Annotated in this window: 20 protein-coding genes; 9 read left to right on the top strand and 11 right to left on the bottom strand. The window is 70.5% G+C overall.

Translation table 11 applies throughout. The features are described 5' to 3' along the window. Positions 1–2: 2 nt before the first annotated feature. From lipA to sucB, 4 genes are read right to left on the bottom strand one after another with little or no spacing between them, the layout of a single operon-like run. Positions 3–947, bottom strand: coding sequence for a lipoyl synthase (gene lipA / locus O6P37_RS05885; protein WP_269893200.1), 945 nt, complete (start codon positions 945–947; stop codon positions 3–5). After that, positions 944–1,648: a lipoyl(octanoyl) transferase LipB gene (lipB, locus tag O6P37_RS05880; RefSeq protein WP_269893199.1), complete on the bottom strand. Its 705-nt coding sequence runs from the start codon at positions 1,646–1,648 to the stop codon at positions 944–946. Before lipB ends, lipA begins: the two co-directional genes overlap by 4 nt. Positions 1,649–1,672: 24 nt before the next feature. After that, the gene (locus tag O6P37_RS05875; protein WP_269893198.1) at positions 1,673–2,581 is read right to left on the bottom strand and encodes a TIGR01777 family oxidoreductase; all 909 of its coding nucleotides are present in this window, start codon (positions 2,579–2,581) and stop codon (positions 1,673–1,675) included. 18 nt (positions 2,582–2,599) lie between these two features. Then, positions 2,600–4,510 carry a 2-oxoglutarate dehydrogenase, E2 component, dihydrolipoamide succinyltransferase gene (gene sucB / locus O6P37_RS05870; protein WP_269893197.1) on the bottom strand — a complete coding sequence of 637 codons (1,911 nt, stop codon included), beginning with the start codon at positions 4,508–4,510 and terminating at the stop codon, positions 2,600–2,602. A 176-nt stretch (positions 4,511–4,686) separates the two neighbouring features. Between sucB and O6P37_RS05865 the strand changes: the two genes are divergently transcribed. Together O6P37_RS05865 and O6P37_RS05860 are read left to right on the top strand one after the other, a co-directional pair. Continuing rightward, entirely contained in the window at positions 4,687–5,040 is a 354-nt protein-coding gene (locus O6P37_RS05865) for an oxidoreductase (protein ID WP_264015266.1), read from the top strand. 21 nt (positions 5,041–5,061) lie between these two features. Then, positions 5,062–6,849 carry an SDR family oxidoreductase gene (locus tag O6P37_RS05860; protein ID WP_269893196.1) on the top strand — a complete coding sequence of 596 codons (1,788 nt, stop codon included), beginning with the start codon at positions 5,062–5,064 and terminating at the stop codon, positions 6,847–6,849. Here the strand turns inward: O6P37_RS05860 and O6P37_RS05855 are convergent. Then, entirely contained in the window at positions 6,846–8,363 is a 1,518-nt protein-coding gene (locus tag O6P37_RS05855) for a leucyl aminopeptidase (protein ID WP_269893195.1), read from the bottom strand. The two genes, O6P37_RS05860 and O6P37_RS05855, sit on opposite strands and share 4 nt — an antisense overlap. A gap of 25 nt (positions 8,364–8,388) precedes the next feature. Here O6P37_RS05855 and gcvT point away from each other — a divergent pair, with 25 nt between their 5' ends. Next, positions 8,389–9,483 (top strand): glycine cleavage system aminomethyltransferase GcvT, encoded by a 1,095-nt coding sequence (gene gcvT, locus O6P37_RS05850; protein WP_269893194.1) that lies wholly within the window; start codon positions 8,389–8,391, stop codon positions 9,481–9,483. A gap of 22 nt (positions 9,484–9,505) precedes the next feature. Further along, positions 9,506–10,612 carry a branched-chain amino acid aminotransferase gene (locus tag O6P37_RS05845; RefSeq protein WP_269893193.1) on the top strand — a complete coding sequence of 369 codons (1,107 nt, stop codon included), beginning with the start codon at positions 9,506–9,508 and terminating at the stop codon, positions 10,610–10,612. Here O6P37_RS05845 and O6P37_RS05840 read toward each other — a convergent pair. From O6P37_RS05840 to O6P37_RS05825, 4 genes are read right to left on the bottom strand one after another with little or no spacing between them, the layout of a single operon-like run. Beyond that, a complete protein-coding gene (locus O6P37_RS05840) occupies positions 10,609–11,346 on the bottom strand; it encodes an adenosylcobinamide-GDP ribazoletransferase (protein ID WP_269893192.1) in 738 nt (245 codons plus the stop codon). The genes O6P37_RS05845 and O6P37_RS05840 overlap by 4 nt on opposite strands. Continuing rightward, the gene (gene cobT / locus O6P37_RS05835) at positions 11,343–12,386 is read right to left on the bottom strand and encodes a nicotinate-nucleotide--dimethylbenzimidazole phosphoribosyltransferase (protein ID WP_269893633.1); all 1,044 of its coding nucleotides are present in this window, start codon (positions 12,384–12,386) and stop codon (positions 11,343–11,345) included. The genes O6P37_RS05840 and cobT overlap by 4 nt, the downstream gene beginning before the upstream one ends. Before the next feature lie 2 nt (positions 12,387–12,388). Further along, entirely contained in the window at positions 12,389–12,925 is a 537-nt protein-coding gene (locus tag O6P37_RS05830; RefSeq protein WP_269893191.1) for a bifunctional adenosylcobinamide kinase/adenosylcobinamide-phosphate guanylyltransferase, read from the bottom strand. 10 nt (positions 12,926–12,935) lie between these two features. After that, positions 12,936–13,616, bottom strand: a complete 681-nt coding sequence (locus tag O6P37_RS05825; protein WP_269893190.1) for a DUF3043 domain-containing protein — start codon at positions 13,614–13,616, stop codon at positions 12,936–12,938. A gap of 149 nt (positions 13,617–13,765) precedes the next feature. Here O6P37_RS05825 and O6P37_RS05820 point away from each other — a divergent pair, with 149 nt between their 5' ends. Further along, positions 13,766–14,128, top strand: a complete 363-nt coding sequence (locus O6P37_RS05820; RefSeq protein ID WP_269893189.1) for a HesB/IscA family protein — start codon at positions 13,766–13,768, stop codon at positions 14,126–14,128. Positions 14,129–14,144: 16 nt separating this feature from the next. Here O6P37_RS05820 and O6P37_RS05815 read toward each other — a convergent pair whose 3' ends face one another. Continuing rightward, on the bottom strand, positions 14,145–14,828 hold the full coding sequence (locus O6P37_RS05815) for an Rv0361 family membrane protein (RefSeq protein ID WP_269893188.1): 684 nt from the start codon (positions 14,826–14,828) through the stop codon (positions 14,145–14,147). Positions 14,829–14,984: 156 nt separating this feature from the next. Between O6P37_RS05815 and O6P37_RS05810 the strand changes: the two genes are divergently transcribed. After that, on the top strand, positions 14,985–15,971 hold the full coding sequence (locus tag O6P37_RS05810; RefSeq protein ID WP_269893187.1) for a carbohydrate kinase family protein: 987 nt from the start codon (positions 14,985–14,987) through the stop codon (positions 15,969–15,971). Between the two features lie 22 nt (positions 15,972–15,993). On the opposite strand, the gene asnB is transcribed toward O6P37_RS05810, so the two are convergent. Further along, complete coding sequence (gene asnB, locus O6P37_RS05805; protein ID WP_269893186.1) at positions 15,994–17,937, bottom strand: asparagine synthase (glutamine-hydrolyzing); 1,944 nt, start codon at positions 17,935–17,937, stop codon at positions 15,994–15,996. Between the two features lie 104 nt (positions 17,938–18,041). Between asnB and ctaC the strand changes: the two genes are divergently transcribed. The 3 genes from ctaC to O6P37_RS05790 all read left to right on the top strand — a co-directional run. Continuing rightward, on the top strand, positions 18,042–19,094 hold the full coding sequence (gene ctaC, locus O6P37_RS05800; RefSeq protein ID WP_456299325.1) for an aa3-type cytochrome oxidase subunit II: 1,053 nt from the start codon (positions 18,042–18,044) through the stop codon (positions 19,092–19,094). A gap of 8 nt (positions 19,095–19,102) precedes the next feature. After that, positions 19,103–19,522 (top strand): cytochrome c oxidase subunit 4, encoded by a 420-nt coding sequence (locus O6P37_RS05795; RefSeq protein ID WP_264010580.1) that lies wholly within the window; start codon positions 19,103–19,105, stop codon positions 19,520–19,522. A 183-nt stretch (positions 19,523–19,705) separates the two neighbouring features. Then, on the top strand, positions 19,706–20,389 hold a 684-nt coding region (locus O6P37_RS05790), incomplete at its 3' end, for a hypothetical protein (RefSeq protein ID WP_269893185.1).

The following is a 20,389-nucleotide window of genomic DNA, read 5'->3' as shown; positions in this document are numbered from 1 at the left end:
CATCAGGATACGGGTGGGCATTCGGCCGTCCGCAGGCTCTTCGCCTGTGTGTAGAGCCGACCGGCGCGATACGACGACCGCACCAGCGGGCCGGCCAGCACCCCGGCGAAGCCGACACCCTCGGCGAACTGCTGATGCTCGACGAACTCCTCGGGCCTGACCCAGCGCTCGACCGGATGGTGGCGCAGCGACGGCCGCAGGTACTGGGTGATCGTGACGATGTCGCAGCCCGCCTCGTGCAGGTCGACCAGTGCGGTGCGTACCTCCTCGGGCGTCTCGCCCATGCCGAGGATCAGGTTGCTCTTGGTGACCAGGCCGGCCGCCCGGGCCGACGTCAGGACAGCGAGGCTGCGGTCGTAGCGGAACGCCGGACGGATCCGCTTGAAGATGCGCGGCACCGTCTCGACGTTGTGCGCCAACACCTCCGGTCGCGACTCGAAGACCTCGCGGAGCTGTTCGGGGTCGCCGTTGAAGTCGGGGATCAGCAGTTCGACGCCGGTGTTGGGGTTGAGCTGCTTGATCTGGCGGACCGTCTCGGCGTAGAGCCAGGCGCCGCCGTCGGGCAGGTCGTCGCGGGCCACACCGGTGACGGTCGAGTACCGCAGGCCCATCGCCTGCACGCTCTCGGCGACGCGGCGGGGTTCGTCGCGGTCGAGATCGGCGGGCTTACCCGTGTCGATCTGGCAGAAGTCGCAGCGCCGCGTGCACTGCTCGCCGCCGATCAGGAAGGTGGCCTCGCGGTCCTCCCAGCATTCGAAGATGTTGGGGCAGCCGGCCTCTTCGCAGACGGTGTGCAGGCCCTCGCGGCGGACGAGGCTCTTGAGCTCCTTGTACTCCGGGCCCATCTTCGCGCGCGTCTTGATCCACGGGGGCTTGCGTTCGATCGGCGTCTGGGCGTTGCGGACTTCCAGACGCAGGAGCTTGCGGCCGTCGGGAGCGATCGTCACTGCATCGATGCTACGCCCGGTGCGCTTGCCGCACCGACCGCGAGCCTGCCGTCCAGCGCGTCGCACACCGCAGCGGTCACCGGCCCGATCACGTCGTCGACCCCGACGTGTCGGCCCAGCTCGGCGGTCAGTGACGTCACCCCGGCGTCGGCGATCCCGCAGGGCACGATGCTGCGGTAGGCGGTCAGATCGCAGTCGCAGTTCAGCGCGAAACCGTGCAGGGTGGTCGCGCGTGCCACCCGGATCCCGATCGCGCCGATCTTGCGGGCGGGCCGCATGCCGGCGTCGTCGGCCGGCAGCCAGACCCCGGACCGCCCCGGCACCCGGGTGGTGGCCAGGCCGAGGTCGGCGCAGACGGCGATCAACGCCTCCTCGAGGCGGCGGACGAAGTTCACCACGTCCAACGGCTCGGCCAGCCCGACGATCGGATACCCGACCAACTGTCCGGGACCGTGCCAGGTGATCTTGCCGCCGCGGTCGGTGTCGATGACCGGGGTGCCGTCCATCGGCCGTTCGTGCGGTTCGGTGCGCCTGCCCGCGGTGTAGACCGGCGGATGCTCGAGCAGCAACAGCGTGTCGGGCCCGCCGGCGATGCGCGCTTCGGCAGCATCGCGCTGCAGCTGCCAGGCGTCGAGGTAGTCGACGGTGCCGAGCCGGCGTACGTCGATCGGCGCGGCTCCCGAGCGGATGGAGGCCTCCATGTGCACCAAGGTACTCGGCGGCGGCTACTCGTCCCGGCTGTGCGTCGCGTAGGCCAGCGCCTCACCGACGGTGTTGTGGTGGAACACGAATCCGGCCCGCTCGAGGGCGGCCGGGATCGCCCGTTGGCCGGCGAGCAGACCCTCGTCGGCGAACTCGCCGAACACGGTCCGCAACGCGAATCCCGGCACCATCAGCGGCGTCGGCCGGTTGACCGCCCGGCCCATCGCCGCGGTGAACTCGGCGTTGGTGACCGGCGCCGGCCCCGCCATGTTCACCGGGCCGGACAGCTGACCGTCGAAGATCGCGAACAGCAGCGCTCGCACCTCGTCCTCGAGGCTGATCCACGCCATGTACTGGCGCCCGTTGCCCAGCCGCGCGCCGACCCCGAGTGAGAACAGCGGGCGCAACCGGCCGAACAGGCCGCCCGAGGGCGCCAGCACCAGGCCGGTGCGGGCCAGCACGACGCGCGCACCGTCCTGTGCCGCCGGCGCGGTCGCCGCCTCCCAGTCTCGGCACAGCTGCGCCAGGAACCCCTCACCCGAGGGCGCGGACTCGTCGGCGACGCGGTCGCGGGTGTCGCCGTAGTAGCCGACCGCGCTGGCGTTGACCAATACCGGCACCCCGGCCTCGACGACCGCACCCGCCAGCACATCGGTGGGGGCGATGCGGCTGTCGCGCAGGCTCTGCTTGAACGCGCCCGACCACCGCTTGTCGCCGACGCCGACACCGCACAGGTTCACCACGGCGTCCACGCCGCGCAGCGCACCGGCGTCGAATTCGCCGGCGTCGGGATTCCAGAACAACTCGTCGGCGTTCGACGGCGCACGCCGCACGATCCGGATCACCCGGTGGTCGGCGGCCCGCAGCGCCGAGACCAGCGCCGAGCCGATCAGACCTGAGGATCCCGCAATTGCGATGACAGAGTCCGACACTGGGGGTTGGCTGCCCTTCTAGAGGCCGAGGTCAGCCTCGAACGCACCGTCCTCGAGGCGACGCTTGACGGTGGTCAGGAACCGGCCGGCGTCCGCACCGTCGATCAACCGGTGGTCGTAGGTCAGCGGAAGGTAGCTCACCGAGCGCACACCGATCGACTCGTTGCCGAACTCGTCGACGATCACCCGCGGCCGCTTGACGATAGCCCCGGTGCCCAGCATCGCCGCCTGCGGCGGCACCAGGATCGGGGTGTCGAACAACGCGCCCTGGCTGCCGATGTTGGTGATCGTGAACGTGCCGCCGGACAGATCCCCGGGCTTGAGGTCACCGGAGCGAGCGCGTGCGGCGATGTCGTGGATCGCCCGGGCCAGCCCGGCCAGCGACAGATCGCCGGCGTTCTTGACCACCGGGGACAGCAGGCCCTGCTCGGTGTCCACCGCGAAGCCGAGGTGCTCGGCGTCGTAGTAGGTGATCTCCTTGGTGTCCTCGTTATAGCTGGCGTTGACGTTCGGATGCTGCTTGAGCGCGTCGATCACCGCGCGGGCGATGAACGGCAGGTACGTGAGGTTGACGCCCTCACGCTCGGCGAAGTCCTTCTTCGCCCGCGCCCGCAGCGCCACGATCCTGGTCATGTCGACCTCGTGGGTCTGCGTCAATTGCGCTGTCGCCTGCAGGGATTCGCGCGTCTTCTTGGCCGTCAGCTGACGGATCCGGGTGGCCTTCTGCGTGGTGCCGCGCAGGTGGGCCAGCGGCGCGTCGGCGGCGTTGGCGTCGGCGCCTGCCATCGCCGCGGCCGGTGCCTTGGACGGCGCCTCGGCGGCCTCCTCGGTGCCGGACTTCGGCGCCTTCTTGGCCTCCGCGGCGGCGAGCACGTCCTGCTTGCGGATCCGGCCGCCCACCCCGGTGCCCTTGACCGACGACAGGTCGACGTCGTTCTCCGAGGCAAGCTTGCGCACCAGCGGGGTGACGTACGGCGCGCCGTCCGACGACGCCTCGCCGTCCTGCTCGGGCTCGGACTTCTTCTCCTGCTTGGGCTCGGGCTTGGACTCCTGCTTGGAGTCCTGCTTGGGCTCCGGCTTCTTCTCCTGCTTGGGCTCGGGCTTCTCTTCCGGCTCAGGCTCGGGTTCCGGCTTCTTCTCCTGCTTGGGCTCCGGCTTCTCTTCGGGCTCAGGCTCAGGCTCGGGTTCTGGCTCCGGTTCGGGCTCGTCGGACGCCTCGGCATCGGCGTCGCCGATCTTCGCCAGCTCACCACCCACCTCGACGGTGTCGTCCTCCTCGGCGGTGATGGACACCAGCGTGCCCGCCACGGGCGACGGGATCTCGGTGTCGACCTTGTCGGTGGAGACCTCGAGCAGCGGCTCGTCGACCTCGACGCTGTCGCCGACCTTCTTGAGCCACCGGGTGACGGTGCCCTCGGTGACGGACTCACCGAGTTCGGGCATGACGACCGGCGTCGCCGAACCGGACGACTTCGACGACTTGGCGGCCGGCTTCGACTCGGGTTCCGGCTCGTCCTCCTCTGACTCTTCCGAGTCGCCGGAATCCTCATCCTCGGATTCCTCGGCCGACTCCTCGGGTTGCTCCTCAGGCTCCTCGGCCGGCTCTTCCTCTTCGGCCGGCTCATCGTCGCCGGAGTCGGCGGAATCCTCGTCGCCGGAATCCGATGACCCGCCCTCGTCGTCACCGTCATCGGCGTCGCCGATCACCGCGAGCTCGCCGCCGACCTCGACCGTGTCGTCCTCCTGCGCGACGATCTTCTTCAGCACACCCGCGGCAGGCGACGGGATCTCCGTGTCCACCTTGTCGGTGGAGACCTCGAGTAACGGCTCGTCCTGTTCGACGGTGTCACCCTCTTGTTTGAGCCAGCGGGTGACGGTCCCCTCGGTGACGCTCTCACCGAGTGCGGGCATCTCAACAGTGACGGCCATGGGTGTTGGCTCCTTCGCACGAGCAGTCGCAGGGGGTAGGCGAATGTCGTTCCCCATCCTTCCACGTTCACTCCTGTCGTTCGGCGCAGACTCGGGTACTCGTTGCTCTGGCACTATCGAAAGGGAACGAAAGCCCGGTGTGGGCGCGGACAACGGGGGAGGAAAGGAGGATCGGGGTGGGACTTTTCAGCAGACTGCGCGGCCGCCGCTCGGCGCGCGGCGACGGCCGTGACCCGGCCGCCGACCTCAGGTACCTCCGGCAGTGGGTCGCCGAACACACCGGCGTTGAGGCGTTCGTCGAACCGAAGACCACGGTCACCGAGGTGACCGTGGTGCTGGTGGCCGCCGACGGCGAGTGGACGCGTCGCCGTGCCGGCGGCGACGCGGGCGCCCGCCGGCTGAGCGAGCGGCTGAACATCCCGGTCTACGACGTCCAGAAGGTCGGCTATCCGCAACGGATGCGTGACTACGACGCGCGCCGGCGCATCGAACGCAAGCGGGCGGCCCGCCAGGAGCTCGACGACCGCTGACGCCGTGGCAGGGTGGGGCCGGTGAGCGCCCAACGTGACCCGGCCGCGCGGTTCGTCGACGCGCGGTTCGTCGACAGCACTGACGACGTCCGCCTGGCCGTCTTCGAAGAAGGCAATCCCGACGGTCCGACCGTCGTACTGGTCCACGGCTGGCCGGACACCCACGTGCTGTGGGACGGCGTGGCAGAGCAGCTGGGCGACGACTTCCGGATCATCCGCTACGACAGCCGCGGCGCCGGGGCATCGTCGGCCCCGAAGTCGGCGAAGGCGTACACCATGGCGCACTTCGCCGAGGACTTCGCGGCCGTCGTCGACGCGCTGGCACCCGGCGAGACCGTGCACGTGCTCGCGCACGACTGGGGATCGACGAGTGTCTGGGAGTACCTCCTGCGGCCCGAGGCGAGCGATCGCGTCGCCTCCTTCACGTCGGTGTCCGGGCCCGCGCTCGACCACCTGCTGCGCTACTTCCGCGACGCGCTCGTCCGCCCCTACCGGCCCGGGATGTTCGCCGGCGCCGTCGACCAGGCGCTGCGGCTGACATACATGGCGGTGTTCTCCGTGCCGCTGCTGACGCCGATTGCGATGCGGCTGTTCCTGGCCGCCGCGATCCGCAGGCTGGCCATCGCCTCGCACGTCGGCGGCGACCGGCTGCATCATGCCGACAGCTTCACCACTGACGCGGCGAACGGGCTGAAGGTGTACCGCGCCAACTTCTTTCCCTCCGTCCGGCGCGGCAGACACGACTTCCACGTCGACGTGCCGGTGCAGCTGATCGTCAACACCCGCGACCGCTGGGTGCGCCCGCACTCCTACCGGTACACCTCGCGATGGGTGCCCCGGCTGTGGCGCCGTGACCTGCAGGCCGGCCACTGGTCGCCGATGTCGCACCCGCAGTTCCTGGCCCGTGCCGTGCGCCAGCTGGCCAGCCACGTCCAGGGCGCGCCCGCCGACCGCGAGCTGCTGCGCGCAGCCGTCGGCAGGCAGCGCGAACCGTTCGGCGACACGTTGGTCTCGGTCACCGGCGCCGGTAGCGGTATCGGACGGGAGACCGCCCTGGCGTTCGCACGGCAGGGCGCCGAGGTCATCGTCAGCGACATCGATGCCGCCGGCGCCGAGGACACCGCGGCGAAGGTGGCCGCACTCGGTGGGGTGGCGCACGCCTACGTGCTCGACGTCGCCGACGCCGCGGCCGTCGAACGTTTCGCCGACGAGGTGACCGCAGCCCACGGCGTGCCCGACGTCGTGGTCAACAACGCCGGGATCGGCCAGGCCGGCCGCTTCCTCGACACGCCCGCCGAGGAGTGGGGCCGCGTGCTGGACGTCAATCTCGGCGGAGTCGTCAACTGCTGCAGGGCCTTCGCGCCCCGGCTCGTCGAGCGCGGCGCCGGCGGCCACATTGTCAACGTCTCGTCGATGGCGGCCTACGCGCCGCTGCAGTCGCTCAACGCCTACTGCACCAGCAAGGCGGCGGTGTACATGTTCTCCGACTGCCTGCGCGCCGAGCTCGCCGACGCCGGCGTCGGGCTGACCACGATCTTCCCCGGCGTCATCGACACCAACATCGTGCACACCACGAGATTTGCTGCGCCGCAAGGCAAGTCGACGCAGGTCGCGGGCCGCCGAGCCCAGCTCGAGCGGGCGTTCCAGCTACGGCGCTACGGTCCGGACAAGGTCGCCAAGGCGATCGTCTCCGCCGTGCGCAAGGACAAGGCGCTGCGGCCCGTCGCGCCGGAAGCCCATCTGCTCTACGGGGTGTCGCGGGTGGCGCCGCAGGTGCTGCGCAGCACCGCCCGCGGCCGGGTGCTCTAGCCGTTGGCCGCGATGTCCTCCAGGACCGCGAACAGCGTGCGCGTCGGCACGCCGGTGCCGCCCTTGCCCGTGTAGCCCCACGGCCCGCCGGTGTTGTACGCCGGGCCTGCGATGTCGATGTGCGCCCACTCGACGCCGTCGGCCACGAACTCGCGCAGATAGGTGCCGGCGACGAGCATGCCCGCATAGCGCGACCCGCTGACGTTGGCCAGGTCGGCCACCGCCGACTTCAGGTCGTCCTTGAGCTCCTCGGGCAGCGGCATCGCCCAGCCGTTCTCGCCGACGCCCTGCGACAGCCGCGCCACCCGGTCACGGAACTCGTCGCTGCCCATCACACCCGGCGTGCGCGCGCCGAGCGCGACGGTCTGCGCACCGGTCAGCGTCGACGTCTCGATCAGGTAGTCCGGCCCGTCCTCGCAGGCCCGCACGATCGCGTCGGCGAGGATCAGCCGGCCCTCGGCATCGGTGTTGAGCACCTCGACGGTGATACCGCCGTACTGGGTCAGCACGTCACCGGGCCGCTGCGCCGTCGACGACGGCATGTTCTCGGCCATCGGCACCGTCGCGATCACGTCGATGGGCAGCTTCTGCTGCGCGGCCAGCACGACGGTCGCGATGACCGCGGCCGCGCCGCCCATGTCCGAGGTCATGTGGTGCATGTTGGCGGCAGGCTTGATCGAGATGCCGCCGGTGTCGAATGTGATGCCCTTGCCGACCAGCGCAACCTTCTTGCGATTTCGGCCGCTGCCCTTATGGCTCAACCGCACCAGCCGCGGGGGGCGCGATGAACCCTTGCCGACGCCGACGATGCCGCCGTAGCCCGCCTTGGTCAGCGCCTTGTCGTCGAGCACCTCCACGGTCAGGCCGGCCGCCTCGCCCAGCGCCTTCGACCGCTTGGCGAATTCGTCGGGGAACAGGTGGCTGGGCGGGGTGTTGACGAAGTCGCGCGCGGTGGCCACCGCGGTGGCGATCGCCGCCGCCCGCTCGGCGGCGGCCTTGGTCGCGGCCTTGGTGTCGGCGGCCAGCACCGTGATCGCGCGCAGGCCACCGTCCTTGGGCGCGGTCTTCTCGCTGCGTATGCCCGCGAACCGGTAGGCGCCGAGGACCAGGCCCTCCACGGCGGCGTCCAGGTCGACCGCCGACAACGTGGTCGCGACGACCGCCACCTTGTCCAGCGACCTGGCCGCGACACCCGCGGCCCGCCGGATCGTGTCGGCCGGCCACTCGTCGCGTGGCTTGCCGAGTCCGACCGTCAGCACGCTGGCCACCGGCAGCGACGGGACGGCGAGGCGGTGGGTCTGACCTTCGGCACCGGTGCCGCCGACCGCACGCAGCGCCGCCTCGATCCCGGCGACGGCGTCGGCAGCCAGATGCGAGCCCACGTCGAGCACCGACGGTGCGTCATCGCCGCTGACGACGGGCACGATCAGCACCGTCTCGCCCACCCCCCGGCGGGGAAGCGAGGAGGCGACGGTCACGACGGGGGACTGGTATCCGGTGTTCGCGGGGCTCACGAGCGTCCACCCTAAGGTGTGAAGGGTGAGCGACACCCTGCATGGCCCACTCGAAGACCGTCACCGGCAGCTCGGCGCGAACTTCGCGGAGTTCGGCGGCTGGCTGATGCCGGTCTCCTACGCCGGCACCGTCGGCGAGCACACCGCGACACGCACCGCGGTCGGACTGTTCGACGTCAGCCACCTGGGCAAGGCCCTGGTGCGCGGCCAGGGCGCCGCCGCGTACGTCAACTCCGCACTCACCAACGACCTCAACCGGATCGGGCCGGGTAAGGCGCAGTACACGTTGTGCTGCAACGAATCCGGCGGGGTGATCGACGATCTGATCGCCTATTACGTCAGCGACGACGAGATCTTCCTGGTGCCCAACGCCGCCAACACCGCCGCGGTGGTGGCGGCGCTGCAGGCTTCTGCCCCGGACGGCCTCACCATCACCGACGAGCACCGGTCCTTCGGTGTGCTCGCGGTGCAGGGACCGAAGTCGGCGCAGGTGCTCGACGGGCTGGGCCTGCCGACCGGCATGGATTACATGGGATACGCCGACGCCGATTTCCACGGCGTCCCGGTGCGGGTGTGCCGGACCGGCTACACCGGCGAACAGGGATACGAGCTGCTACCGCCGTGGGACGGCGCGGCGACCGTGTTCGACGCGCTGGTCGACGCGGTGACCGAGGCGGACGGCCAGCTCGCCGGCCTCGGCGCCCGCGACACCCTGCGCACCGAGATGGGCTACCCGCTGCACGGCCACGAGCTGTCGCTCGACATCTCGCCCCTGCAGGCGCGCTGCAATTGGGCCGTCGGGTGGCGCAAAGAGGCGTTCTGGGGCCGCGACGCGCTGGTGGCGGAGAAAGAAGCCGGGCCGCGACGGTTGCTGCGCGGGCTGCGGGCGATCGGTCGCGGGGTGCTGCGCCAGGACCTCACGGTGCTCGACGGTGACACCCCGGTGGGCGTCACCACGTCCGGAACCTATTCTCCGACACTGAAAGCCGGCATCGCGCTGGCGCTCATCGACACGGCGCACGACGTCGCCGACGGGCAGCGCGTCGCGGTCGACGTGCGGGGCCGCCCGGTCGAGTGCGAGGTGGTCAAGCCGCCGTTCGTGGCGGCAAAAACCCGGTAGCGTCCGGTTATACAATCGGCTGATGACTGACGGCCCCCTCGAGTTCATCGTCGATCGCAACGCGGATCCGGCGAGCGACGAGGTACGCGCCGGCATTCTGGCCAACCCGGGGTTCGGCAAGTACCACACCGACCACATGGTCTCGATCGACTACGTCGAGGGCCAGGGCTGGCACAACGCGCGGGTGATGCCCTACGGGCCCATCGAACTCGACCCGTCGGCCGTGGTTCTGCACTACGCCCAGGAGATCTTCGAGGGCCTCAAGGCCTACCGGTGGGCCGACGGTTCCGTGGTGTCGTTCCGTCCGGACGCCAATGCGGCGCGGCTGCGGTCCTCGGCGCGCCGGCTGGCCATCCCGGAGCTGCCCGAGGAGGTCTTCCTCGAGTCGCTGCGGCAGCTGATCGCCGTCGACGAGCCGTGGGTGCCCCGCGCGGGTGGTGAGGAGTCGCTGTACCTGCGGCCGTTCGTCTTCGCCACCGAACCGGGTCTCGGGGTGCGACCGGCCACCGAATACCGCTACATGGTGATCGGATCTCCCGCCGGTGCGTACTTCCCCCGCGGTATCAGGCCGGTGAGCGTGTGGCTGTCCCACGAGTACGTGCGGGCGTCACCCGGTGGCACCGGAGCGGCCAAGTTCGGCGGCAACTACGCCGCCTCGCTGCTGGCGCAGGCCGAGGCCGCCGACCACGGCTGCGACCAGGTGGTGTGGCTGGACGCGATCGAACGCCGCTACGTCGAGGAGATGGGCGGCATGAACCTCTTCTTCGTGTTCGGCAGCGGCGGCTCCGCACGGCTGGTGACGCCCGAGCTGAGCGGCTCACTGCTGCCGGGCATCACCCGGAATTCGTTGCTGCAGTTGGCAACCGACGCCGGGTTCGCAGTCGAGGAACGCAAGATCGACGTCGACGAATGGCAGAAGAAGGCGGCCGCCGGTGAGATCACCGAGGTGTTCGCGTGCGGCACCGCGGCGGTGATCACCCCGGTCAGCCACGTCAAGCACGGAGACGGCGAGTTCGTCATCGCCGACGGCGAACCCGGCGAGGTCACGATGGCGCTGCGCGACACCCTGACCGGCATCCAGCGCGGCAAGTTCGCCGACACCCACGGCTGGATGACGCGCCTCGTCTAACCGACCGCCAGGCCGACCGCGACGACCGTAGTGGTGACTTCGACCACCGCGCCGAGCACGTCGCCGGTGACGCCGCCGAACCGTCGCACGCAGTGCCGCACCAGCACGGCGGCGACGGCGAATGCGACCAGCACCACCAGCGGACCCTGCCACGGCTGGGCGCCGGCGGGCACGGCCAGCGCCGCAACGGCGATCACCCAGGCCGCCACCACGGCCACCGGCTGGCTGCCCGCCACCGCAGCGCCCAGTGCGCTGCCCTCGGCGGCGGGCACGCCACGCCGGCAGGCCAACACCGCCGCCACCCGGCCGGCGGTCACCGCGGTCAGCACCGCCAGCCAGCCCGCGGCCGGCTCTGCGATGGCCAGCGCCTGCACGAGAACGGCGACCACCACCGCCGCGGCGCCGAACGGGCCCGCCGCACCGTCGCGCATCACCGCCAGCGCGCGTTCCGGCGGCCCGTAGCACCCCAGCGCGTCGACGGTGTCGGACAGCCCGTCGATGTGCATCCCCCGCGTCGCCAGCAGCAGCACCGCCACGGTCAGCGCCCCGGCCAGCGGGCTGTGGTCACCGAACGCCCATGACCCCGCCGCCAGCGTCGCGGCGGCCAGCGCCCCGAGCGCCAGACCGGCCACCGGAAGCGCGGTCAGCACACCGCGCCCGAGCGGCGCGGTCCACCGCGCCGGTGTCGGCAGCACGGTGCCGAATGCGAATGCGCCGGCGATCGCACGAATCATGGTGCGTCGCTGGATATCCCGGCCTCGCCGAACGTCGCCATGTCGGCCAGCGCGGCGACGGCCGCCCTGACCACCGGCAGTGCGACGGCGGCGCCGGTGCCCTCGCCGAGGCGCATCCGCAGGTCCAGTATCGGCTCGAGGTCGAGATCGGCCAGTGCCAGCGCATGCGCCGGTTCCGGAGACCGGTGCCCGGCCTGCCACCACAGCCGGGCGCCGGGCGCCATCCGGTCGGCGACCAGGGCGGCGGCGCTCACCACGACACCGTCGAGCAGCAGGGGAGTACGCCGGACCGCGGCCTGGGCGCAGAACGCCGCCATCGCCGCGATGTCGGCGCCGCCGCACACGCGAAGCAGCGCCGACGGATCCTTCGTGACGTCGCGCGCGCGGTACAGCGCGTCGCGGACGGCCGCGGTCTTGCGGGCCCAGCCCGCGTCGTCGATGCCGGTGCCCCGGCCGACGGCGGCGACCGGTTCGGTCCCGGTCAGTGCGGCCACCAGAACCGTTGCCGCCGTAGTGTTCCCGATGCCCATGTCGCCGGCGATCAGCAGGTCCGCCCCGGCGTCGACCTCCTCGTCGGCGATGCGACGGCCCGCCTCGAGCGCCGCGGTGACCTCCTCGGCGCTCAGCGCGTCCTCGACGGCGATGTTGCCGCTGCGCCTGCGGACCTTGTGGGCGCCGACCGCCTGCGACAGCGGGGTGTCCACGTCGACGGCGATGTCGACGACGCGCAGCCCGGCGCCGGCCACGTCGGCCAGTGCGTTGATCGCGGCGCCGCCGCCGTCGATGTTGGCCACCATCTGTGCGGTCACCTCTGCGGGGTAGGCAGACACCCCGGCGTCGGCCACACCGTGGTCGCCGGCGAACACCACGATGCGCGGCCGGACGAACTGACGCGGCGGGCACACCCCCTGGCAGGCGGCCACCCACACCGCCAGGTCCTCGAGGCGGCCCAGCGCGTTGCGCGGTTTGGTCAGCACGTCCTCGCGGTCGCGCGCCGCCGCGGCCGCCACCGCATCCGGCGGGTCGATGGTGCCGAACATCGTCACGACGGGTCCTTCACCGGCACGGGCTGACCCGCGACCACCAGCACCACGCGGTCGCACTCGTCGGCCAGCCGCTGGTTCAGCTCACCCAGTTCGTCCGCGAATCGGCGGCCGGCCTCGGTGGCGGGCACCACGGTCAGCCCGACCTCCGGACTGACCAGCACCAGCGGCGAGTCGACGGCCGCGACCGCGGCCAGCAGATCACTGACGTCGGCGCCGACCTCGCCGCCCGTCCAGGCGGCCCGGCGGTCCATCACGGCGGTCAGCCAGCCACCGATGTCGTCGACCAGGGTCGCGGTCGTCGCATCGGCCCGCAGCGCGGCTGCGACATCGGTGGTCTCGACGGTGGACCAGTGCGCGGGCCGCCGGTCGCGGTGTGCGGCGACGCGACGCGTCCAGCCGGCGTCGTCGGGTCCGGTCGGCAGGGCGCCGGTGGCGACGTACCGGACCGGTGCGGTCCCGGCGGCCGCGGCGACGGCGCGTTCGGCCCAGCGCGACTTGCCCGACCGGATACCGCCGAGCACCAGGATGCGCACCGCGTCCAGGTCAGGCGACGTCGGCGCCGCGGGCGACCTGCGGCCGGGGCGCGCGCATGCGGCGCAGCTGGGAGGCGCGGCTGGCCGCGTAGAACCCGAGCTTCCAGCCCGTCTCGGTGTTGCCTGCGAACTTCTCGTCGGCCAGCCGGTTGACCTTGCGACCCAGCAGAACGCCGTCGAGCACCATCACCAGCACCAGCCCCATCATCACGTAGGAGACGACCTGCTGGACCGAGGGAGCAGGTATCGAGAGCATGACGAAGATGAGCGCGAGCGCCGCGGGCATGAACAACCCGAGCACGTTGCGGCGGGCGTCGACGACGTCGCGCACGTAGCGGCGGACCGGCCCCTTGTCGCGGGGCAGCAGGTAGGCGTCCTCGCCGGCCATCATCCGCTCGCGCCGCTCGGACATCTGCGAGCGCCGCTGCACCTTCTCCACCTTGCGTTCCTCGCGGCTGAGCTTGGGGCCGCGCATCTCCTTGCGGCGGCGCCGAGCCTCAGCCGCGGTCAGCGGGGCAGGGGCCACCGGGCCGCGGCGCCTGCCGGCGTCGCGCTTCGGTGTCGGCCTGCCCTTGGGCGCGGTGGTCCTGGGCTGGGTGTCAGAGAGGCCGCCGTCGGCGGGCGGGGTGCCGGCGTCCTCGGAGACCGCAGGGGTGACGTCGGTGTCTTTCTTCCGGCCGAGCAGCTTCACGCCTGCCAGGGTACTTCCTGTCAAAGGTGACCCGACGACCTGGGGATAAGTCGGGAATAGCGGCGGAACAAGGTACCGTTGACTGTGTGGACCTCCGTCAGACGGGGCACACCACCACAGACCACGCTCAGGGATGCAAAGGGAGAGCAATGACTGTTCAGGACGAGTCGGCGACCGCCACCGCAACCCACGGTGCGGTACTGACGGATGCCGCGGCCGCCAAGGCGAAGGCGCTGCTCGACCAGGAGGGCCGCGACGATCTGGCACTGCGCATCGCGGTGCAGCCGGGTGGCTGCGCGGGCCTGCGTTACAACCTGTTCTTCGACGACCGGACCCTCGACGGAGACCTGACCACCGACTTCGGCGGCGTGTCGCTGACGGTGGACCGGATGAGCGCCCCGTACATCCAGGGCGCCAAGATCGACTTCGTCGACACCATCGAGAAGCAGGGCTTCACGATCGACAATCCGAACGCCACGGGTTCGTGCGCGTGCGGTGACTCCTTCAACTGACCGGTCTCGACCGGGGTCAGTACTGCCCGCCACTGCGTAACAGGTAGGAGCAGACGAACACGTCGTCGCCGCGTTCGAGCACCTGCGCGACGGCCTGTTCGTCCTCCTCCTGCTGCGATCCGCCGCGCCGCGGCCCGCCCGCGGGCGTCACCCGCATCGTGAACAGCACCTGCGCCTGGTAGTTCGACAGCGGCACGATGGTGTCGATCGAACTCACCTCGGCGCGGTCGAACTGCTTGCGGAACGCGTCGCCGGCCAGGCCGGCCAGCGCCAGGTCACTCCGTTTTTGCTTGATGCCGTCGAACAGCCCGCACAGGGTGTGGCGCGCGACCGTTTCGTCGTCACCGTCGGCGAGCGCATCGAGGTAGTCCTGGATGGCGGCCTGCGCGGTCGCCGGGGTCAGCGCGCCCTGGTCGGCGTCGTCGCCACCGCGGGTGGCCAGCACGACACCGATCACCACCGCGATCACGACCAGCAGGCCGACCGCCGCGGCGAGCACCGCCCGCCACGGCCGCCGCCGCTTCGGGTACTGCACCGGCGGGGGCAGCATGCCGGGATAGGCCGACGGCACATTCTCCGGATACGGCAGTGCGGGCGCCTCCTGCTGCGGCTCCGGCCGATACGGATGCTGGTGCTGCTGCGGGTGTGGACCCTGGTGGTGCTGGGGAAAGGATTCCGGGTACTGGTGGGGACCAGCCATGAAAAGAGACGCTCCGGGGTGTGGAATGGGCTTGCCTGTCTACAGTGACCGGGCGGGCACCTGGTACGCAGGTTAGCGCACCTCGGTGCGTGCCAGCCGGGCCGAGCGGCTCGCTAGACTTAGATAGCCAAGTTAACGAATGAAGGGTGACGCTTCGTGACCATTGCGGTGACGGGATCGATCGCGACCGACCATCTGATGCGCTTCCCGGGGAAGTTCGCCGAGCAACTGCTCGCCGAACACCTGCAGAAGGTCTCGCTGAGCTTCCTGGTCGACGACCTGGTCATCCACCGGGGAGGCGTCGCGGGCAACATGGCGTACGCGATGGGCCTGCTCGGCGGTTCGCCGACCCTGGTCGGGGCCGTGGGCAAGGACTTCGACGACTACCGCAACTGGCTGACCTCACACGGGGTGAACTGTGACAACGTGCTGGTGTCGGAGACCGCGTACACCGCGCGGTTCGTCTGCACCACCGACGAGGACATGGCGCAGCTGGCGTCGTTCTACCCCGGCGCCATGTCGGAGTCGAGCAACATCAAGCTCGCCGACGTGGTGGCCCGGGCCGGCACGCCCGACCTGGTCATCATCGGCGCCAACGACCCGGCGGCGATGTTCCAGCTGACCGAGGAGTGCCGCACGCTGGGTCTGGCGTTCGCCGCGGACCCCAGCCAGCAGCTCGCCCGGCTGTCGGGCGACGAGATCCGTGCGCTGATCGACGGCGCGACCTACCTGTTCACCAACGACTACGAGTGGGACCTGCTGTTGCAGAAGTCCGGCTGGTCGGAGGCGGAGGTGATGCAGCAGATCCAACTGCGCATCACCACGCTGGGGGAGAAGGGCGTCGACATCGTCGGGCGCGACGGCACCTTCATCCACGTCGACGTGGTGCCCGAGACGCACCGGGACGACCCGACCGGCATCGGCGACGCGTTCCGCGCCGGCTTCCTCACCGGGCGGTCCGCCGGCCTGAGCCTGGAGCGGTCGGCGCAGCTGGCCTCGCTGGTGGCCACGCTGGTGCTCGAGGCGCCAGGGCCGCAGGAGTGGACGTGGGCCAAGGACGCCGGCATCGCTCGCCTCGCGGACGCATACGGCGCGGAGGCCGGTGCGGAGATCGCCGAGGCGCTCGGCGCCGACAGAGCCTGAAGAGGCGCTCGGCTGACCTCGGCTAGAGCTGCACCGGGTAGTGCGGCTCACTGATCCGTGGGGTGACGCTGCCCTCGACGAAGATCGCATGCCACAGCATGAAGATCAGCACCGTCCACAGTCGTCGGCTGTGATCCGTTGTGCCGTCGCGATGTTCGTCGAGCATCCGGCGAACGGCCGCCAGGTCGACGAGGCCGTCGGCCTGTGACGACGCCACCGTCGCGTACGCCCAGTCGAGCAGTTCCCCGGCGCGCAGCCAGTGCCGGATCGGCACCGGGAACCCGAGCTTCGGCCGGTTCAGCACGTGCGGGGGGATCACCGATTCCAATGCGCGGCGCAGTGCGAACTTCGTGGTCGCCCTGGTGATCTTCTGGTCGAGGGGCAGCCGCGCGGCGACGGCGAACACCTCGGGGTCGAGGAACGGCACCCGCAGTTCGAGCGAGTTGGCCATGGTCATCTTGTCGGCCTTGACCAGGATGTCGCCGCGCAGCCAGGTGAACAGGTCGATGTGCTGCATGCGGGCCACCGGATCCCAGCCGGCCGAGGAGGCGTAGATCGGCGCGGTCACATCGGTGTGGGTCCACTCCGGGCGGAAACCCGGCAGCACGGCGCGCAGTTGTGCGTCGGAGAAGCTGCGGGCGTTGCCGTAGTAGCGCTCCTCGAGGGTGAGGGAACCGCGGTGCAGCAGGCTCTTGCCGCGCATCCCGTCCGGCAGCGGCCGGGAAGCCCGGCCCAGCGACCGTCGCACGGGCCGGGGCAGATAATTGAAAGGCTTGAGTGACAACGGCTCCCGGTAGATGGTGTAACCGCCGAACAACTCGTCGGCACCCTCGCCGGACAGCACCACCTTGACGTGTTTGCGCGCCTCACGCGCGATGAAGAACAGCGGCACCAGCGCGGGATCGGCCACCGGTTCGTCGAGATACCAGACGATCTCGGGCAACGCCTCGACGAACTCCGCCTGGCTGACCACCTTGGTGACGTGCCGGGCGCCGATCGCCTCGGCCGACGCGACCGCCACGTCGACCTCGGAGAAGCCTTCGCGCTCGAACCCGGTGGTGAACGTGATCAGCCGGGGGTTGTGGCGCATGGCCAGCGCAGCGATGGCGGTGGAGTCGATACCGCCCGAGAGGAACGCCCCGACGGTCACGTCGGCGCGCATGTGCTTCGCCACCGAGTCCTCGAGCACCGCGGTGATCTCGTCGTAGCGGGCCTGCTCACCACCTGGCCCGGAACCGGCGGCGAACGGCACGGCGGCGAACCGCGGCGTGAAGTACCGCGACACCTCCGGTGTGCCGCCAGGCCGCAGGCGCAGGTAGCTGCCGGACTCCAGGCGGCGCACCCCGCGGTGCAGCGTCTCGGGCTCGGGCACGTACTGCAGCACGGTGTAGTGCTGGACGGCCCGTTCGTCGAGCGACATGTCGAAGCCCAGCGGCTCGGCGAGCTCGGTCAGGCACTTCTTCTCGCTGGCGACCGCGGTACCGCCGGGGCCGGTGGCGACGAACAGCGGCTTGATGCCGAACGGGTCGCGGGCGCAGAGCAACTCCCGCTCCACGGTGTCCCACAGCGCGAAGGCGAACATGCCGCGCAGCCGGGACAGCGCCGCCGTGCCCCAGTGGTGGTAGGCGGCGATGATGGCCTCGCCGTCCCCGTCGGTGTGGAACTGCGCGCCGTGCTCCGACCGCAGCGCCTCACGCAACTCCAGGTAGTTGTAGATCTCGCCGTTGAACACCAGCACGTAGCGGTCCGGCGACTCGGCGGGCCCCCAGCGCAGCGGCTGGTGGCTGTGCGCGATGTCGATGATGGACAGCCGGTTGAACCCCAGCACCACGTCGCGGTCGGACCATGTTCCCGGCTCGTCCGGTCCGCGGTGCCGCATGAGGTGCGATGCCCCCGACACCGCCTCGACCAGTGCGGGGGAGACCTCTTCAGACGGGTCACACAGCAGCGCCAGGAGTCCGCACACCGCGCCAGTATGCGTCATTGCCGAGTCGCTTCGCCTCCCCCGGTGGGCGTGGTCTACGCTGCGTAGTATTCGCCTGGCTTCATCGACTTCTAGGAGGCGCCGACGTGACACCTCGCAGGCCGAAGGTGGTGGCACGGACAGCGGCTTTGGCACTGATCCTGGGTGCGACATCGCTGATGCTGACCGGTTGCAGCTGGTCTGAGGTGCTCGGTCTGGGCTGGCCGAACGGCATCACTCCCGAAGCCCACGTCAACCGTGAGCTGTGGATCGGCTCGGTGATCGCCTCGCTGGTCGTCGGTGTCATCGTGTGGGCGCTGATCTTCTGGGCCAGCGCCTTCCACCGCAAGAAGGACACCGACACCGAACTGCCCCGTCAGTTCGGCTACAACATGCCGCTGGAACTGGTGCTGACCGTGGTGCCGTTCCTCATCATCTCGGTGCTGTTCTACTTCACCGTGGTCGTCCAGGAGCGGATGTTGCACGAGGAACCCAATCCCGAGGTCGTCATCGACGTCACGGCCTTCCAGTGGAACTGGAAGTTCGGCTATCAGAAGGTGGCCTTCACCGACGGCTCCTTCACCTACGACGGCGCGGACCCCGCACGCAAAGAGGCCATGGCGTCAGCGCCCGGCGCTGCCGGCGAGGTCGGGGAAGAGGGCTCGCACGGCCCCGAGCAAGGCGCGATCGCCGGCAAGAACCCCGAGGACCGCACCTACCTGAACTACGACAAGGTCGAGACGCTCGGCACCACCGAGGAGATCCCGATCCTGGTGCTGCCCAAGGGCAAGCGCATCGAGTTCCAGATCGCCTCGGCCGACGTCATCCACGGCTTCTGGGTGCCGGAGTTCCTGTTCAAGCGCGACGTGATGCCCAACCCGGAGGCCAACAACTCCGACAAGACGTTCCAGATCAGCGAGATCCTGCAGACGGGCGAGTTCGTCGGCCGCTGCACCGAGATGTGCGGCACCTACCACTCGATGATGAACTTCGAGGTGCGGGTCGTCGAGCCCAACGACTTCAAGGCCTACCTGCAGCAGCGCAGCGCGGGCCGGACGAACGCCGAGGCGCTCATGGCGATCAACCAGGCGCCCACCGCGGTCACCACCAAGCCGTTCGAGTCCCGGCGCGGCCAGATGGCGCCCCAGGCGACGAGGTAGGACAACCCATGCACATCGAAGCCAGGCTGTTCGAGTTCCTCACCGCGTTCTTCGCGCTGTCCGCGGTGGTGTACGGCGTGCTCACCGCCATGTTCGCCAACGGCGGCGTCGAGTGGGCGGGTACCACCGCGCTGGTGCTGACCACGGGCCTGACACTGATCACCGGCACCTTCTTCCGATTCGTGGCGCGTCGTCTCGACACCCGCCCCGAGGACTACGAAGACGCCGAGATCAGCGACGGCGCCGGCGAGCTCGGCTTCTACGCTCCGCACAGCTGGTGGCCGATCCTGATCGCCCTGTCGTTCTCGACGGCCGCCGTAGGCACCGCGCTGTGGCTGCCCTGGCTGCTCGTCGCCGGCGTGATCTTCGTGCTGGTGTCGGCCGCCGGACTCGTCTTCGAGTACCACTGGGGCCCCGAGAAGCACTGACCGGCCGCAGGTGCGGAGCCACCGCCCGGGATCAAGGTCACAATCCGGGCGTCACTTCATCCCCGACCCGCGCCGCGCCATCCGTCCTCTCCACGGGGTTGCGTTAGTGTTGCCGAGGCGAAGACAGCCGCGTGAGGCAAGACGAGGCTGCGCCGGTGATGCAGTCGAGAAGGATAGGCGTAGATGAGCGGGCCGAATCCCCCAGGGCCGGACTCTCCGGGATCGGAAGAACCGGAGCAGGAGCGCGGCAGGCACTCCGCACCCGAGGAGAACACCGAAGAGGTCGCCAAGGCCGATCCCGGCATCGATTCCGGGGCGGCGGCCGACGTGCCCATTCCGACCGGTGCGACCGAGGTCTACTCACAGGCGTACTCCGCGCCGGAGTCAGAACAGTTCACCAGTGGCCCCTATGTGCCCGCTGACGCCGCGCTCTACGACTACGACAGCTACGACCCCGCCGTCGATCAGGCCGTCGCGACCTCGCCGCCGCGCTGGCCGTGGGTGGTGGGCGTCACCGCCATCATCGCGGCCATCGCGCTCGTGGTCTCGGTATCGGTACTGGTCGCCAGCGACGACCCGGACGACCTCGCCTCGCCCGACACCAGCACCACCACATCGGCTCCAGCCGTGCAGGACGAGATCACCACCACGACACCGCCGCCGCCCCCGCCGCCGAGCAGCACCCCGCCGCCGCCTCCGCCGCCGGAGACCGTCACCGTCACCGAGCCGCCGCCGCCCCCGCCGCCCGCCAGCGAGGCGCCGCCGCCTCCGCCGCCGCCACCGGCCCCCAGCGGGGCGCCGCCGCCTCCGCCCACCACCACGACGCCCCCGGGCCCCCGACAGGGCACCTACTCGGTCACCGGCACC

Origin of the sequence: Mycobacterium hippophais, assembly GCF_027529605.1 — a bacterium.
GTDB lineage: Bacteria > Actinomycetota > Actinomycetes > Mycobacteriales > Mycobacteriaceae > Mycobacterium > Mycobacterium arseniciresistens.
This window is presented reverse-complemented; position numbering and strand designations above follow the sequence as displayed.